This is a genomic window from Aquabacterium sp. G14, assembly GCF_037482285.1.
GTDB lineage: Bacteria > Pseudomonadota > Gammaproteobacteria > Burkholderiales > Burkholderiaceae_C > Aquabacterium.
In genome coordinates, this window is the sequence record NZ_JBBEYB010000008.1 from 63,838 (window position 1) to 80,002 (window position 16,165).

The window sequence follows — 16,165 nt, forward strand, 5'->3', positions numbered from 1 at the left end:
ATTCAGACAGGCCGATGGCACTCAGTCCTGCAAAGCGCGGGTCACGATCTCGCGCACATCGTCGGACAGCTCGGTGCGGACCGCCACTCGCTTGAGCGCTTCGCAGGCCGCGGTGCGATAAGGCTCGGCCAGGCGACGCCAGTGATCCATAGCGCGCGCCAGGCGTGCGGCCAGCTGCGGATTGATGGCATCCACCTCGATGACACGGTCAGCCCAGAACACATAACCTGCCGCATCCGTGCGGTGGAAAGCTGCCGGATTGCTCTGACACAACGCCATCAGCAGGCTACGGGCCCGGTTGGGCGTGCGCAGCGTGAAGTCGGGGTGCTGCATCAGCGCTTTGGCGCGAGCAAAGACTTTGCCCTCGTGCTCGGGAGCGGTGACCTGCAAGGTGAACCACTTGTCGATGACCAGCGCCTCGTTCTTGAACTGAGCATGGAAGCGCTCCAGCGCGCCAGCGGCCAGATCGCTGTGAGCGTTGACCAGCGCGGCCAAAGCCCCCAGACGATCCGTCATGTTGGTCGCGTCCTTGAAACGCTGCAGGGCCTTGCCCGGCCACACCTGGTTGTGGCGAACCTGGGCGTCCAGCACCAACATGCTCAACGCCAGATTGGCCAAGGCGCGGCGGCCGCTGCTCACGGCATCGGGCGAATAGGCGCCAGTGTCATGGTTCGACTCATACGCCCACTCCCAGTCGGTGTGCAGGGCGCGGGCCAGTTGCAGCTTGATGCCTTCGCGCGCCGTGTGAATGCGCTGCGGATCAACCACGTCGAGTTGCTCAGCCACATAGGCTTCGCTCGGCAAGGTCAGCACCAACTCCTTGAACGCCGCATCCAGCTCGGGGTGACGCAACACGCCGCGCATCGCGTCGATGAAGCGCGCGTCCAGCTCGATGTGACCATTGCCGTGCACCGCGCTCAAGATGCGGCGCAGCGCCAGCTTCTGGCCGGCTTCCCAACGGTTGAACGGATCGTGGTCGTGGCTGAGCAGGGCAAACAAAGCGTCATCGCCCAGCTCGGTTTCCAGCACCACCGGTGCTGAGAACCCGCGCAGCAGCGAAGGCACCGGCTCCACCGGCACATGCACAAACGTGAACGTCTGGCTCGGCTCAGACAGCACCAGCACGGTGTTGTGGCCGATCGGGTCCAGGCGCCCCTCCAGATGCAGGTTGATCTGGCGACCGTCCATGCCCACCAGGCCCATGGCCACGGGGATCACGGCGGGCGCCTTCTCAGGCTGGCCTGCAGTCGGGGCGCAGGTTTGAGTCAAGGTCAGGGTGTAGATGCGGTTCTCCGCGTCGTAGACGCCGTGCGCCTGCACACGCGGCGTGCCAGCCTGGCTGTACCAGCGCTTGAACTGGTCCAACCGTTTTGCCAACTCGCTCTCAGGGTTGGCATCGGCAATCGCCTGGGCGAAGTCGTCGCAGGTCACGGCATGGCCGTCATGGCGCGAGAAGTACAGGTCCATGCCCTTGACGAAACCCGCATCGCCCACCAGGGTGTGCATCATGCGCACCACTTCGGCCCCCTTTTCATACACGGTGGCCGTGTAGAAATTGTCGATGGCCATGTAGCTGTCCGGGCGCACCGGATGCGCCATCGGGCCCGCATCTTCCGGGAACTGCAATTGGCGCAGCGTGCGCACGTCTTCAATGCGCTTGACCGCGCGGGCGCTCAGGCTGCCCGACATGTCCTGGCTGAACTGCTGGTCGCGGAAAACGGTGAGGCCTTCCTTGAGCGAGAGCTGGAACCAGTCGCGGCAGGTGATGCGGTTGCCGGTCCAGTTGTGGAAGTACTCGTGAGCGACCACGCTTTCCACATTGCCAAAGTCCACGTCGGTGGCGGTGTTGGGGTTGGCCAGCACGAACTTGGTGTTGAAGATGTTCAACCCCTTGTTCTCCATCGCGCCCATGTTGAAGTCGCTGACTGCGACGATCATGAAACGCTCCAGATCCAGACTCAGGCCGTACTTGTGCTCGTCCCAGACGATCGACGCGATCAGCGAGTTCATCGCATGTTCGGTCTTGTCCAGATCACCGGCGCGCACGTAGATCTGCAGCAGGTGCTCCTTGCCTTCGCGCGTCACGATACGCTGCTCGCGGCGCACCAGGTCGGCAGCGACCAGGGCAAACAGGTAGCTGGGCTTGGGATGCGGGTCCTCCCACACGGCCGTGTGGCGGCCATTGCCCAAGTCGCCCTCTTCCACCAGGTTGCCGTTGGACAGCAGCACGGGGTACTTGCGCTTGTCGGCCTTCAGCGTCACGCGGAAGGTCGCCATCACATCCGGACGGTCGAGGAAGTAGGTGATGCGGCGGAAGCCTAGGGCCTCGCACTGCGTGAAGAACCCGCCACCGCTGGTGTACAGACCCGACAGTTGCGTGTTCTTCTCTGGGGCGCAGGTATTGCGGATCTCCAGCGTGAAGGGCTGCTGGGGCAGGTTCTCCAGCACCAGTTGCTGATCCTCGGTGCGGAAGGTGACGGGCTCACCGTCCACCAGCACGCGGGTCAGGGTGATGTCTTCACCGTCCAGACGCAATGCAGCGCCCGGTTGGCCCGGATTGGGTTCCACGGTCATCTTGTTGATGACCAGGGTCTTGGCCGGATCCAGGTCAAAGGTCAGATCGACCGTCTTGATCCAGAACGCGGGCGCCGTGTAGTCTTCACGGCGCACCAGCGGAGCAGTACCTTCACGCATGGCTATCCTTTTAGAGGCCCTGTTTCAGGCTGGCTTCGATGAATGGGTCCAGGTCTCCGTCCAGCACCTTCTGGGTGGCGGAGATTTCAACGTTGGTGCGCAGGTCCTTGATGCGGCTGTTGTCCAGCACGTAGGAGCGAATCTGGTGACCCCAGCCCACATCGGTCTTGGTGTCTTCCAGCTTCTGCTGTGCTTCCATGCGCTTGCGCATTTCATGGTCGTACAGGCGCGAACGCAGGCGGCGCCAGGCCACATCGCGGTTGCTGTGCTGCGAACGGCTGTCCTGGCACTGCACCACGATGCCGGTCGGGATGTGCGTCAGGCGCACGGCCGAGTCGGTCTTGTTGATGTGCTGACCACCCGCGCCCGAAGCGCGGTAGGTGTCGGTGCGCACGTCAGCCGGGTTGATGTCGATCTCGATCGAATCGTCGATTTCCGGGTAGACGAACACCGAGGCAAACGAGGTGTGACGGCCACCCGAAGAGTCGAACGGCGACTTGCGGACCAGACGGTGCACGCCGGTTTCGGTGCGCAGGTAACCGAAGGCGTAATCGCCTTCGACCTTGATCGTGGCGCTCTTGATGCCAGCCGTGTCGCCGGGAGTTTCGTCTTCCAGCGTCGCGGTGAAGCCCTTGCGCTCGCAGTAACGCAGGTATTGGCGCAGCAGCATGGACGCCCAGTCGCAGGCCTCGGTGCCACCCGCACCAGCCTGGATGTCGATGAAGCAGTTGCTCGGGTCGGCCGGGTTGCTGAACATGCGGCGGAACTCAAGCTGCTCGACCTGAGCTTGCAAACCCAGCACCTCGTCGCCAATGGCTTGCAGGCCGGCTTCGTCACCCTCTTCCTTCGACATCTCGAAGAGTTCGCCGTTGTCGGCCAGGTTCGTGGTCAAGGATGCGATGACCAGGACCACGTCCTCAAGGGAGCGCTTTTCCTTGCCCAAGGCTTGCGCGCGCTTGGGGTCGTTCCAGACGGCCGGGTCTTCGAGTTCGGCGTTGACTTCAGCTAGACGGCGGGACTTTTCATCCCAGTCAAAGATACCTCCGGAGCTCAGCGGTGCGCTGAGTCAGGTCGGCGATCTGGGTGCCCAGGGCGTTGATGCGTTCGATGTCCATGTGAAATCCTGCGAATATTGGGTGGAATATGGCAAAAAGGCCCCGCAGCCAATGGCTGGAGCCTTGTCAGATGGTTCTATTTTCTCACGCGCCAGGGCTTTGTGGCGGCGCGACCGACACGTCGGATGGCAGAGCCAGGTGATCTGCCAAAAGGCCTGCCAGCGCCTCGGGCTGATCGTGATGCAGCATGTGACCAGCGTCGTCCAGACTCTCGATGCGCAACTTGGCGATCGCCTCGGCACGCACCAGGAACTCGTCCCGCGTGTAGCGTCCGTTGAACAGCGCGAAATACTGGGTCTGCAGCCCTTCAATGAACAGCACCGGGCAGGTGATGCGCGCCCACAAGGCCGTCACCTCCTCCACCCGGTAGAGCAATGGATTGACCCGCTTGTGCGCCGGGTCGGCATTGATCACCCAACGCCCCCCCTCCTCGCGCGCCCAATGCTGCGCGAGCCACATCGCATGCTCGGTGCGGATGCGCGGATTGTTGGCCTGCAGGCGGCCCGCCACCCCCTCCAGACTGTCGTACGACTTCAGTTGCATGGGCGTGCGCAACTCGTCGAGCCAGCGCGTGTAACGGTCCGGCGCTTCGTCGGAGGTGGTGGCGGGCATGCCAAACCCCTCCAGGTTGACCAGACGCCGGATCTTGTGGGGCCGCACCCCCGCATACATCGTGACCACATTGCCGCCCATGCTGTGCCCCAGCAAGTCGATCGGGTGATCGGGCGAGAGCGCATGCACCACGGCATCCAGATCCCCGAGGTAGTCCGGGAAAAAATAGGCGTCCGTCCCAAGGGGTGCCGGGGTTCGGCCAAAGCCCCGCCAATCCAGCGCGGCAATCGGTCGGTCAGCCCAGCCAGGCTGCTGGCGCAACTCGTCCACCATGAACTGGAACGATGCGGCCACGTCCATCCAGCCGTGCACCATCACCAACAAGGGTTCTTCCGCACTGATGCGCGCCAAATCCCCCCAGATCAGGAGGTGTTGCGGCAGGCCACGGACATGCATAGTCAGAGACTTGGCAGGGTAAATCGGTACAAAAGACGACAATTGGGACCTCATTGACGCGATACGCTCGCAGTTTGAGTGCGGGTGTGCACCACACACAGCCCTTTCAGAAGCAAGGGCAGCGTTGCCATGTGCATCATCGCCGATCTGATCTCTGCGTGCCGACTCACTGTTTTTTCCGTTTTTTGACCTCCAGCCCCTCTGTTTTGTTGTTGTGAGCGCGGTTTCGAACTCTGCCCGGCCTCGGCCATCCTCAGCTCCAGGCTCAGCTCTGGCGAAGGGACGTTTCCGTTCCATGGCGTGGTCCGTGCTGCTGCTGGCTGCCGTCAGCCTGGGCCTGATGGCCTGGTCTCATCAAGGCTGGTACGAGCTGCAACAACGCGCCCACACCTTTGACACCCTGTTGTCACAGGCTCAGCTACAGGCACGACGGGCTCAGATCCTCACGGAACAGCATGCTGCCGGCCAGAATCCAGGCAGTGCGCAACTGATCGACACCCTCTCGGGCGAGGCCCAGTATGCGGCGCGACAGCTCCAGCACATGGCCCCCACAACGCTGCAGCCAGGCCTGACCCAACTGGCCAAGCTGCTGGTGAGTGCCCGCGAGGCACAGGCCGGCCGACTGAGCTCCCCCCCCACCACCGATGCCGCTCAATTGCAAGCGCTACTGGTCGGCATCGAGCAAACCGCCCACACGGTCGCGACCCAGTGGGCGTCTGAGCTGGACGCCGAAACCGCATTGCAGCAGCGTCTCGACAAGCTGAACATGGCCTTGGTGGCCTGCGTCACCCTGGTTTTGCTGGTTCTCATTGCCCGCGCGCAGCGCCAGCGTGAAGATGCGATGGGCTCGCTGAAGGCACGCGAGAACCAGTTGCGCCACAAAACGCGCATGTACGACTTCCTCAGCCACGTCAACCAGGCCATCGTGCGCGCCGACAGCGAGTTCGACCTGCTCCAGCGCGTGTGCGAGGTCGCTGTGCAACAAGGGCAATTCCGAAAGGCATGGGTCACGCTGTTTGATGCCCACATTCCCCGTCAACTCAACTGCCAGGCAGCTGCAGGCGATGCCCAGCCTGCTCAAGACACCCTGAGCTTCCGTGTGAGCCCCGACCCCGTGGCCGAGTTGCCACAGTGTCTGCTCGAGGGGCGCTGCTTTCGCACCGCCGACCTGAGTCAGCACCCCGACCTGCCTTTGTGGGCCATCCAGGCCATCGAGGCCAACACCCCAGGCTGCGTGATCGTGCCGCTGTTGCGGGACCAGGAACTGGTGGGACATCTGCTCCTGCTGGGTCGTCGCGTCCGCGATCAGGACCGTGAAGAGCTCGCCTTGTTCCAGGACCTGTCGGATGACCTATCGTTCGCGCTCACCAACCTCCACCGCGACACCCAGCATGATCTCACGCAGGAACGGGTGCGCTTGCACGCCGCAGCCCTGGAGAGCACACGCGACGGCATGATGGTGCTCGACCGCAACCGCATCCTGGTCTCCATCAATTCCGCGTTCACCAGTCTGACCGGTTACCACGAAGACGAGGCCGTGGGCCGCACGCCAGAGTTCCTCATCCCCGACCAGCCGGCCGACCTCATCGACGAGATCCGCACCGACTTGCGCAACCATGGTGCCTGGCAAGGTGAAGTCTGGTTCCGGCGCAAGAGCGGTGAGCTTTTCATGGTCAAGATGTCGCTGAGTGCCGTGCACAGTGCCCGTGGGCGCCCTGCCCACTTTGTGGCGATGTTCACCGACATCACCCCACTGAAGGAAACCGAAGAGCGCCTCGCGCGCATGGCCCACTTCGATCCGCTCACCGACCTGCCCAACCGGGTGCTGATCCAACAGCGCCTCAGCCATGCCCTGAACCTCGCCCAACGCCACCGCACGCTGGTGGGCGTGGTGTTCATCGATCTGGACAACTTCAAGACCGTCAACGACGGCCTGGGACACGCGGCGGGCGACAGCCTGCTCAAACAAGTGGCACAGCGCCTGCGCGAACGCGTCCGACAGGAAGACACATTGGGCCGACTCAGCGGTGACGAGTTCATCCTGGTCCTGGAACACCTGCGCCACCCGCAACAGGCCGGCATGGTGGCCTCTGCCATCCTCGACAGTCTGGGGCAGCCCTTCACACTCGACGGCGGCCAGCAGGTGTACGTGCGCGCCAGCATCGGCATCAGCCTCTTCCCACAAGATGGACAAGACGCTGCCGAACTGATTCGCAACGCCGATGCGGCCATGTACGAATCCAAACGGCGTGGACGCAACAACTTCAACTTCTATACCGAAGCCTTCACCGCTGTGGCCACCAATCGGCTGCAGATGGAAACACGCCTGCGCCGCGCGGTCGAGCACGATGAGTTCACCCTGCACTACCAGCCGATGGTGAACATCGCCACCGGCGAGGTGGTCGCCCTCGAAGCCTTGGTGCGACTCAAAACCCCGAGCGGAGACGATGCCACCCTGCCCTCCATCGGACCTGGCGAATTCATCCCGATCATGGAAGAGACCGGCATGATCGTGGCGCTGGGTGAATGGGTGCTTCACGAAGCGTGCCGTCAGGGCAAGGTCTGGCTGGATGCGGGCCTGCGCTTCGGCCGCATCGCCGTCAACCTGTCCCCCAGTGAGGTACGTCGTGGTGGCGTGATCGAACGGCTGTCACGCATCCTGCGGGACACGGGCCTGCCGCCCGAGCATCTCGAAATCGAGATCACCGAAAGCGGCCTGATGGAGTCGGGCACCAGCGCGGAACAGTTCCTGCTGATGCTCTACCAGTTGGGCGTGTCCTTGTCGATCGACGACTTCGGCACAGGCTACTCCTCGCTGGCCTACCTCAAGCGTTTCCCGGTTCACCAGCTCAAAATCGATCGCAGCTTCATCCAGGACACCCCTCACAACCTGAGCGACTGTCAGCTCGTGAGCACGATGATTTCGATGGCACACGGGCTGCACATGTCTGTGGTTGCCGAAGGTGTCGAGCACCCCGAGCAGGTCGAGTTGCTCAGCAAACTGGGCTGCGACATCGCCCAAGGCTATCTGTACAGCCGCCCTGTTCCCGCAGAGCAGGTGGGCCCGCTCCTGCGAGTGAGGGGCGCAGGCGGCACAGACGATTGATACGGTCGTTTGATAATAGGGCCTTCTGCTTTACCCCAAGAAGTGCCCACCATGAATCCAGCGAGCTCCCCGATCACCCCTCTGGCCCAGGTGCTGGACCACCGACAGAGGGAGGGGCAGCGTGTCAGCTTTCGCATCACCGAAGACTGGCAGCAGGGGCGCACCATGTTCGGTGGTGTGCTGTCGGTGATGGCGGTGCAGGCCATGCGTGACATCTGTGGCAGTGATTGGCCCCTTCGCGCCCTGCAAACCAACTTCGTGGGCCCCGTCAGCCCGGGTCTGGTGCACGTGGATGTGACCCTGCTGCGTCAAGGCAAGAACATTCGCCAGGTCAAGGCTCAAATCCTGCAAGCCAACGCCGAGGGAGTGGAGCAAATTGCCGGCATCTTGCTCGGCTCCTTTGGTGTCGGACGTGAATCGGTCTTGCCATCGCTGCGCCCACCGCAGGTGGCTGTCGCCAACGACGTAGAAACCTCCTACCCATGGCCCTTCATCCCCGGCATGACACCGCCGTTCACCCGTCATCTCGAATTCCGACATGCCGAAGGTGGCGTCCCCTTCTCGGGTGATGACTCTTGGCACAGCCGCACCTATGTGCGCCTGCTCGACAACGCCGGCATCGACACCGAACTGCAGGCCATCATCCTGGCCGACGCTGGCCCCACCCCTGCCTTGGCACAGCTTCGGGGCTACACGCCGGCCTCCTCGGTCTCCTGGGCGCTGGAGTTGCGCCCTGTCAGCATCGGACAGCGCGATGGCCACTGGCGCATGGACAAGGATGCACTGGCCGTGGGCGAGGGCTTCGTGAACGAGAAAACCACCCTGTGGACCCCGTGCGGCCAGTTGGCGGCTCTGGGCTACCAGGTGGTAGCGGTGTATGCCTGAGCTTGAATCCGCCGCGCCCCTGGACACTGCGGCTGCGCGGCCCGCTTCCTTGACCGAGTTGTTCACGGCTTTCTCGCTGCTGGCGCTGCAGGGCTTCGGGGGCGTGCTGGCGGTGGCACAGCGTGAGCTGTGTGACCGACACCAATGGCTGACCCCACGGGAATTTGTGGAGTTGCTGTCCACGGCACAGGTATTGCCCGGACCGAACGTCTGCAACCTCTCCCTGATGATCGGTGATCGCTTCTTTGGCTGGCGCGGCGCCTTGGTGGCCCTGGCAGGCATGATCACGGCCCCGTTGATCCTGATGCTGGGTCTGGCGTGGCTGCTGGGTGAGGCCAGCCAGGTGCAGCAGTTGCAAGGCCTCATCCACGGTGCCCTGAGCGGCATCGCGGCCGTCGCAGCCGGTCAGATCGTCGGCACGGTGCTCAAGCTGTCGGCACCGATGCGGCAACACGAGTTGGGCTGGCCGACCGCCCTCTCGCTGTCTGCCTTGGCACTGGTCATGATGATCTGGCTGCGCTGGCCGCTGGTATGGGTGCTGCTCGGGCTGGGCGGTGTCACCTGCGTGTTCACGTACACCGTCTTGCGCCGCCGACGTCAGGCCGCGTCTGCCAAGGAGACTTCGTGAGCCAAGCCGCCCCCCCTCTGCTCATGTCACCGTTCATGTGGGCCCCTGAGGTGTGGTGGAGCCTGTTCGGGCACTTCATCGCTCTCTCGCTGATGTCGATCGGCGGCGCCATCACACTGGTGTCTGACATGCACCGACGGCTGGTCGTCAATGACCATCTGCTCAGCAACGGTGACTTCACCGCGGCCATTGCGCTGGCCCAGGCCGCGCCAGGCCCCAATGTCTTGTTTGTCGGCCTCTTCGGCTGGTATGCCGGCGGCCTCGGTGGCGCCTTGATCAGCATGCTGGGGATCATGATCCCCTCCACCACCTTGGCGCTGGCTGTGGCACGCTGGGTGTCCACGCGGCGCCACTGGTTGAGCGTGCAGGCATTTCAGGCGGGCATGATGCCGGTCACGGTCGGATTGTTGCTGGCCACTGGTTGGGTGTTGGCCCCACCGCTGGCCACCCAACCGCGCGCCTTGTTGCTCAGCTTCGTGGTGGCGGTGCTGGTGTGGTGCACCAAAATTCGTCTGATCTGGCTGATTGCCGCCGGCGCCTTGCTCGGCGCACTGGGCCTGGTCTGAATCAGCCCGCCCCCTTGATCGGAGACTCCATCACCATGTCCAGCCCCTCATCACTGACCATCGTTCATCATCCGCAAGCGGGCCGCTTCGAGGCCATCGTGGATGGGCTGCGTTGCGAAGCAGACTATCACCTCATCGATGGGGTGATGCACCTGACACACACCGGTGTCCCCAGGGCGCTGGAAGGGCGAGGCTTGGCGGCACAACTGGTCTGTGCCGCGCTGAACTGGGCACGCAGTGAAGGGCTGCGCGTCAACCCGGTGTGCAGTTACGTGGCTGTCTACATTCGACGCCACCCCGAGTGGCAAGACCTTCTGGCCTGACGCCTCAGCTCACCCTGGCCACGCCACGGCCCAGATGGCCTCGGCCATCTTGTGCGCGGCACCACGGTGGGCTTGTGCAAACTCCAGCGCGCATGCCGCCATGCGGGCTTGCAACCCTGACTCGCACATCTCCAGGGCCTTGGTCACACCTTCGGACCAATCGGCCACACGCTGAGCCGCGCCCGCCTGCTCACTCAACTCGGCCGCATCTGCGAAATTGAACGTCGAGGGCCCCATCACCACCGGACAGCCGCACGCAGCTGCCTCGATGAGGTTCTGACCGCCCAGTGGCGCAAAGCTGCCCCCCAGCAGAGCGACGCGTGCCGCAGCGTAATAAGCAGGCATCTCGCCCATCGAGTCCCCCAGCCACACCTCGGCGGCCATTGCTGCCGCATCGGGGACACCGTTCGACCAGGCGCTGCGCCGTGACAGGCTCAAACCCGCCGATGTCACGATTTCCGCCACATCGTCAAAACGCTGCGGATGTCGGGGCACGATCCACAAGCGTGGACGTGCTTCGTCCACGGCAAGGCGAGCACACGCAGCTTGCCAAGCGGCCAGCAAACCGACCTCTTCGCCCTCTCGCGTGCTCGCCGCCAGCACCAGCGGGCGTGTGCTGGCAGCCCGCCAAGCCTGGCCTTGCATCAACAAGGCAGGCGATGGCGTCATGTCGAACTTCACATTGCCCGCCACCCGCACCAAGGGTGCGCCCATACGGGTCAGGCGCGCCGCATCCTGCGGTGTCTGCGCCAGGCACAGACGCATGGCCTGCGCAGCAGGACGCATCAGCGCGCCCACCCTCAACCCCTGTCGCAAGCTCTTCTCACTCAGGCGTGCGTTGGCCAACACCATGGGCACCCCAGCCCGCCACGCCTCATGTTGCAGATTGGGCCAAACCTCGGTTTCCATCAGCACCCCCACCTGCGGACGGTGCAGGCGCAGAAAACGCCGGACCGCGCCGGGGGTGTCATAAGGCAGCCAGGTCTGCACATCACCGTCTTGCAGCAAGGCACGCCCTGCCTCGCGCCCCGTCGCTGTGGTGTGCGTCAACAACAGGCGCATGTCAGGGCGTTGCACCCGCAGGGCCTGTACCAGAGGGGCGGCGGCACGGGCCTCGCCCAGCGACACCGCATGCAGCCACAGCACCGGATGACCTTGAAAGCGTCGCACCGCCTCGCGATGAGCACGTCCATACCAGCCCAAGCGCCACGTCCAGTCGACACGGTAGGCCGGCTCCTCACGCCCGCGCGCCCACACCCGCCACAGATAAGCAGGGGTACCCAGGCGCAGCAGCAGGCTGTAGGCTTGCCGGGCCAGCCAAGGCTTCAGCGCAAGTTCGCTCGGCGCAGAATCACTCAAACCGGTCAGCCCGTCTTGCCATCAGTGTGCCGAGGCACCGATGTGCGCATCGGGCTTGACGGCCAGCACGGCCGCCATGAAGTGCGCCTGAATGCGAGCCAGCGCTTCCGGGGTCTGGCCTTCGAAGCGCAGTACCAGCACGGGCGTCGTGTTGGACGCGCGCACCAGACCGAAACCATCGGGGTAATCGGCACGCAGGCCGTCGATGGTCGTCAGCTCGGCGCCTTCGAAGCGCGCGGTCTGGCGCAGCTTCTCGATCACCTCGTGGTGCTCGCCTTCGGCACAGGCCACGTTCAACTCGGGCGTGCTGTGGCTGGTGGGCAGGGCATTGAGCACGGCGCTCGGGTCGGCCACCTTGCTCAGGATCTCCAACAGACGCGCAGCCGTATAGGTGGCATCGTCAAAGCCGTACCAGCGCTCGGCAAAGAAGATGTGCCCGCTCATCTCACCGGCAAACGGCGCGCCGGTTTCCTTGAGCTTGGCCTTGACCAGCGAGTGACCGGTCTTGTACATCACCGGCACCCCGCCGGCCGCACGCACGGCCACGGCCAGCTGCTGGCTGCACTTCACGTCATAAATGATCTGGCCACCGGGCACGCGCGTCAGCACATCCTGCGCAAACAGCATGATCTGGCGGTCGGGAAAGATGTTGTTGCCCTCGCGGGTGACGACGCCCAGGCGGTCACCGTCGCCATCAAAGGCCAGGCCCAGCTCGGCGCCATGCTCTTTCACGGCGGCGATCAGATCGCGCAGGTTCTCGGGCTTGGACGGGTCTGGATGGTGGTTGGGAAAGTCACCATCCACCTCGGAGTACAGCTCGATGACCTCGCAGCCCAGCGCGCGCAGGATGCCGGGGGCCGAAGCACCCGGGATGCCATTGCCCGAGTCCACCACGATCTTCATCGGACGGGCCAGCTTACAGTCACCGATGATGCGTTGCGTGTACTCGGCCAGCACATTGAGCTCGCTCAGGGCGCCTTGGCCACGCGCATAGTCTTCGGCTTCGATGCGCTCACGCAGGCCCTGAATGTCATCGCCGTAAATGGCACGACCCGCCAACACCATCTTGAAGCCGTTGTAGTCCTTCGGGTTGTGGCTGCCCGTCACCTGGATGCCGCTGTGGCACCCCAACTCACCGCGCGTGGCGGCCACGTAGTACAACATCGGCGTGGTCACCGCGCCCAGGTCAATCACGTTGATGCCAGTGCTACGCAAGCCCTGAATCAATGCCGCGCTGAGAGATGGGCCGGACAGACGGCCATCACGCCCGACCGCCACGGCCTTCTCCCCCAGCTTCAGCGCCTCTGTACCGAAAGCACGGCCCAGGTGCTCGGCCATCGCCTCGTTCAAGGTCTGACCGACGATGCCCCGGATGTCGTAGGCCTTGAAAATGGAAGCGGCAACTTGCATGACAGTCTTTCGTTGATGATTCGTGATGACAGGCCGCGATTTTAAGGACAGCACCTGCGACTTTCTCCTCGCCGCCCCGTAACTTGCACAAACCCCGCAATTCAAGGTCATCAGCAAGACGCCGGCCTTCCCGCTAGGATAGAGCCCATATGACATTTCGCGACATGCTGGCCATGCTGGCGCTGGCCGCCGTATGGGGTGGCTCATTCCTGTTTCTGCATGTCGCTGCGCCTGTGGTGGGCCCGGCGGGTCTCGCCGCCTTCCGCGTCAGCTCCGCGGTGCTACTGCTGCTCCCCATCGTGCTGCTGAAGCGGGATGGCGCACAATTGATCTCCTACGCCAAGCCTTTGCTGGTTTGTGGACTGCTGGCCTTCGGCCTCCCCTTCCTCTGCCTGAGTGTGGCGGCCCGTCATTTGCCGGCGGGTTTGATGTCCATCCTCAACGCCACCACGCCCATGTGGGGCGCGTTCGTCGGATGGCTGTGGCTGCGTGAGCGCATGCACCTGACACGCGGCTTGGGCCTGACCCTCGGACTGCTGGGTGTCACGCTGCTCACCGCCGACAAGGGCGCGATCCCACCAGGCTCAGGCGGCTTGCTGGCCGTTGCATTGATGTTGTGTGCCACGCTGTCTTATGCCCTGTCGGTACACGTGGCCCGCCGTCATCTGCACGCGCTCAGCCCCCTGAGCAATGCCACCGGCACCCTGTGCATGACGGCACTGGTGATGATCGGCCCGGCCTTGTGGCTCGGCCCTCAACCCGTGCCCCCGCACACGGCCCAGGCCTGGAACGAGGTCCCCGGCACCGCATGGGCCGCACTGCTGGCCCTGGGCATCGTCTGCACCGGTCTGGCCCAGATCGTGTTCTTCCGCCTGATCGGACGCATTGGTCCCAACCAGGCCCTCACCGTCACCTTCCTGATCCCCGTTTTTGGCATGCTGTGGGGTGCGCTCTTCTTGAACGAGCGCATCACAAGCTGGATGCTGCTCAGCACCGTCGTCATTGCGCTGGGAACCTGGCTGGCCAACCGACCTGCGCCGGCGCCCAGCCTGCAGACTGCCCACGCCTCACGGCCACCGCCATGACCGCCGTTCGCAAGAAAAAGCTCACGCAACAGCCGCCCTTGGTCGTGCCGGCCCTCAAGCCGCGCAACCCTTTGGTGGCCCCAGCCCTGCAACGCAAGGCCGGCGCGCATCAAACGCCACATAGTCTCAAGGCGAAAGAGCGCGCCGAGGCCCGCCGCGCCATCGATCGCAGCCTGCGCGAGGAAGTCAAAGTCAAACCCCTTCACCCACGTCACAAGGACAAGCCATGAGTCAGGCCGAAACCGGCACAAGCACCTCGTCACCTCGCTGGTACTGGGAAGATTTCACACCCGGACTGAGCATGACCTTCGGCCCACGCGAAGTCGGCCGCGAGGAGATCATCCGCTTTGCCACCGATTTCGACCCTCAGCCCTTCCACCTGGACGAAGAGGCGGGCAAGGCCTCGCTGTTCGGCGGACTGGCCGCCAGCGGCTGGCACACCGCCGGCATCGTCATGCGCATGATGTGCGACGGCTTCATCCTCAACTCCAGCAGCCTGGGCTCTCCCGGGCTGGATTCGCTGAAATGGCACAAACCGGTGCTGGTAGGTGACGCACTGCGCGCCCGCATGACCGTGCTCGACAGCCGCCCCATGAAGAGCAAGCCCCATGTGGGTCTGGTGCAAACGCGCTGGGAAGCCCTCAACCAGCGCGACGAGATCGTGATGACGATCGAGAGTTGGGCCATGTTCGGCCGGCGCACACCGGGCCCAGCGGTACAGACCTGATCGCCCAAGCTGGCCTGGCCTGGCCTGGCCTGGCCGGCCCTCCCAGGCTTCTGGCGCCGAGGCCACCACCTCCTGCCAGTACACGCGCCAAGCAAAAAGCCCTGACGCTTGCGCATCAGGGCTTTGCATTTTTGGCGGAGTGGACGGGACTCGAACCCGCGACCCCCGGCGTGACAGGCCGGTATTCTAACCAACTGAACTACCACTCCGCAGTGGCTGACGTCTCTGATCGCTTATGCAATCCAAGCGCCGTCAAAACTTGGCGTCCCCTAGGGGATTCGAACCCCTGTAGTCACCGTGAAAGGGTGGTGTCCTAGGCCTCTAGACGAAGGGGACTCCGTCAAACTAACTCGTTGCTGATTGTACCTGCCTCGCTACCGGCTTGTCGCCACCGTGACCGGCACGCGACACACGCGGCGGTGAGTGGTGGAGGTAAGCGGGATCGAACCGCTGACCTCTTGCATGCCATGCAAGCGCTCTCCCAGCTGAGCTATACCCCCTCATGCTTTCGCAATCGGGGCGCCAAACTGGCACCGAGACTGATCCATCAACAAGGTGTTGCCGAGTCACCAGCAGCACCTGATATACCTTGGCGGAGTGGACGGGACTCGAACCCGCGACCCCCGGCGTGACAGGCCGGTATTCTAACCAACTGAACTACCACTCCGCAGTGGCTGACGTCTTTGATCGCTTACGCAATCCAAGCGCCGTCAAAACTTGGCGTCCCCTAGGGGATTCGAACCCCTGTAGTCACCGTGAAAGGGTGGTGTCCTAGGCCTCTAGACGAAGGGGACTCCGTCAAACAAATTGTCTGCTGATGATTCAACCCGTCGCCGCCTGTCGCCACCATCACGACAGGCACCAACCTGTCGGCATCTTTGGTGGAGGTAAGCGGGATCGAACCGCTGACCTCTTGCATGCCATGCAAGCGCTCTCCCAGCTGAGCTATACCCCCTCATGCTTTCGCACTCAGGGCGCCAGACTGGCACCGAGACTGATTCATCAACTTCACGTTGCTGTGTTACCAGCGACGCTTTTCAAATTTTGGCGGAGTGGACGGGACTCGAACCCGCGACCCCCGGCGTGACAGGCCGGTATTCTAACCAACTGAACTACCACTCCGCAGTGGCTGACGTCTGTGGCTGCTTTCGCAACCCAAGTGCCGTCAAAACTTGGCGTCCCCTAGGGGATTCGAACCCCTGTAGTCACCGTGAAAGGGTGGTGTCCTAGGCCTCTAGACGAAGGGGACTGAATCCTTC

Annotated in this window: 13 protein-coding genes and 8 tRNA genes; 8 read left to right on the forward strand and 13 right to left on the reverse strand. The window is 63.6% G+C overall.

The genetic code is table 11. The features are described 5' to 3' along the window. Positions 1-21: 21 nt before the first annotated feature. From pepN to WIT60_RS10275, 3 genes are all read right to left on the reverse strand, one after another. Complete coding sequence (gene pepN, locus WIT60_RS10265) at positions 22-2,694, reverse strand: aminopeptidase N (RefSeq protein WP_339583838.1); 2,673 nt, start codon at positions 2,692-2,694, stop codon at positions 22-24. Positions 2,695-2,704: 10 nt separating this feature from the next. After that, a protein-coding gene (gene prfB, locus WIT60_RS10270) for a peptide chain release factor 2 (RefSeq protein ID WP_339583839.1) occupies positions 2,705-3,809 on the reverse strand; the annotation gives its coding sequence in 2 pieces (ribosomal slippage) (positions 2,705-3,727 and positions 3,729-3,809; 1,104 coding nt in all). A gap of 84 nt (positions 3,810-3,893) precedes the next feature. Beyond that, entirely contained in the window at positions 3,894-4,817 is a 924-nt protein-coding gene (locus tag WIT60_RS10275) for an alpha/beta fold hydrolase (RefSeq protein WP_339583840.1), read from the reverse strand. Between the two features lie 295 nt (positions 4,818-5,112). Between WIT60_RS10275 and WIT60_RS10280 the strand changes: the two genes are divergently transcribed. Genes WIT60_RS10280 through WIT60_RS10300 form a run of 5 tightly spaced genes read left to right on the forward strand, consistent with a single transcriptional unit; the run spans position 5,113 to position 10,325 of the window. Next, the gene (locus WIT60_RS10280; RefSeq protein ID WP_339583841.1) at positions 5,113-7,923 is read left to right on the forward strand and encodes a putative bifunctional diguanylate cyclase/phosphodiesterase; all 2,811 of its coding nucleotides are present in this window, start codon (positions 5,113-5,115) and stop codon (positions 7,921-7,923) included. 51 nt (positions 7,924-7,974) lie between these two features. Continuing rightward, positions 7,975-8,808, forward strand: a complete 834-nt coding sequence (locus WIT60_RS10285; protein WP_339583842.1) for an acyl-CoA thioesterase — start codon at positions 7,975-7,977, stop codon at positions 8,806-8,808. Then, positions 8,801-9,436, forward strand: coding sequence for a chromate transporter (locus WIT60_RS10290; protein ID WP_339583843.1), 636 nt, complete (start codon positions 8,801-8,803; stop codon positions 9,434-9,436). Before WIT60_RS10285 ends, WIT60_RS10290 begins: the two co-directional genes overlap by 8 nt. Continuing rightward, positions 9,433-10,002, forward strand: coding sequence for a chromate transporter (locus WIT60_RS10295; RefSeq protein ID WP_339583844.1), 570 nt, complete (start codon positions 9,433-9,435; stop codon positions 10,000-10,002). Before WIT60_RS10290 ends, WIT60_RS10295 begins: the two co-directional genes overlap by 4 nt. 35 nt (positions 10,003-10,037) lie before the next feature. Beyond that, positions 10,038-10,325: a GNAT family N-acetyltransferase gene (locus tag WIT60_RS10300; protein ID WP_339583845.1), complete on the forward strand. Its 288-nt coding sequence runs from the start codon at positions 10,038-10,040 to the stop codon at positions 10,323-10,325. A gap of 9 nt (positions 10,326-10,334) precedes the next feature. Here the strand turns inward: WIT60_RS10300 and WIT60_RS10305 are convergent, their stop codons facing one another. Together WIT60_RS10305 and WIT60_RS10310 are read right to left on the reverse strand one after the other, a co-directional pair. Then, entirely contained in the window at positions 10,335-11,693 is a 1,359-nt protein-coding gene (locus WIT60_RS10305) for a 3-deoxy-D-manno-octulosonic acid transferase (protein WP_445207687.1), read from the reverse strand. 12 nt (positions 11,694-11,705) lie between these two features. Continuing rightward, positions 11,706-13,094 (reverse strand): phosphomannomutase/phosphoglucomutase, encoded by a 1,389-nt coding sequence (locus WIT60_RS10310; protein WP_339583847.1) that lies wholly within the window; start codon positions 13,092-13,094, stop codon positions 11,706-11,708. A gap of 149 nt (positions 13,095-13,243) precedes the next feature. On the opposite strand from WIT60_RS10310, the gene WIT60_RS10315 reads away from it, so the two are divergent. The 3 genes from WIT60_RS10315 to WIT60_RS10325 are packed head-to-tail and all read left to right on the forward strand — an operon-like array spanning position 13,244 to position 14,906. Continuing rightward, positions 13,244-14,179: a DMT family transporter gene (locus WIT60_RS10315; protein WP_339583848.1), complete on the forward strand. Its 936-nt coding sequence runs from the start codon at positions 13,244-13,246 to the stop codon at positions 14,177-14,179. Continuing rightward, the gene (locus tag WIT60_RS10320) at positions 14,176-14,409 is read left to right on the forward strand and encodes a hypothetical protein (protein WP_339583849.1); all 234 of its coding nucleotides are present in this window, start codon (positions 14,176-14,178) and stop codon (positions 14,407-14,409) included. The genes WIT60_RS10315 and WIT60_RS10320 overlap by 4 nt, the downstream gene beginning before the upstream one ends. Further along, complete coding sequence (locus WIT60_RS10325) at positions 14,406-14,906, forward strand: MaoC family dehydratase (protein ID WP_339583850.1); 501 nt, start codon at positions 14,406-14,408, stop codon at positions 14,904-14,906. Before WIT60_RS10320 ends, WIT60_RS10325 begins: the two co-directional genes overlap by 4 nt. 132 nt (positions 14,907-15,038) lie before the next feature. Here the strand turns inward: WIT60_RS10325 and WIT60_RS10330 are convergent. From WIT60_RS10330 to WIT60_RS10365, 8 genes are all read right to left on the reverse strand, one after another. Next, positions 15,039-15,115: transfer RNA gene (locus WIT60_RS10330), tRNA-Asp, on the reverse strand. Positions 15,116-15,166: 51 nt separating this feature from the next. Next, positions 15,167-15,242 (reverse strand) — tRNA-Glu (locus tag WIT60_RS10335). Positions 15,243-15,330: 88 nt separating this feature from the next. Continuing rightward, positions 15,331-15,406 (reverse strand) — tRNA-Ala (locus tag WIT60_RS10340). 90 nt (positions 15,407-15,496) lie between these two features. Next, positions 15,497-15,573: transfer RNA gene (locus WIT60_RS10345), tRNA-Asp, on the reverse strand. Positions 15,574-15,624: 51 nt separating this feature from the next. Beyond that, positions 15,625-15,700 (reverse strand) — tRNA-Glu (locus WIT60_RS10350). A gap of 85 nt (positions 15,701-15,785) precedes the next feature. Further along, positions 15,786-15,861 (reverse strand) — tRNA-Ala (locus WIT60_RS10355). A 90-nt stretch (positions 15,862-15,951) separates the two neighbouring features. Next, positions 15,952-16,028, reverse strand: a tRNA-Asp gene (locus WIT60_RS10360). Positions 16,029-16,079: 51 nt separating this feature from the next. After that, positions 16,080-16,155: transfer RNA gene (locus WIT60_RS10365), tRNA-Glu, on the reverse strand. Positions 16,156-16,165: the final 10 nt, after the last annotated feature.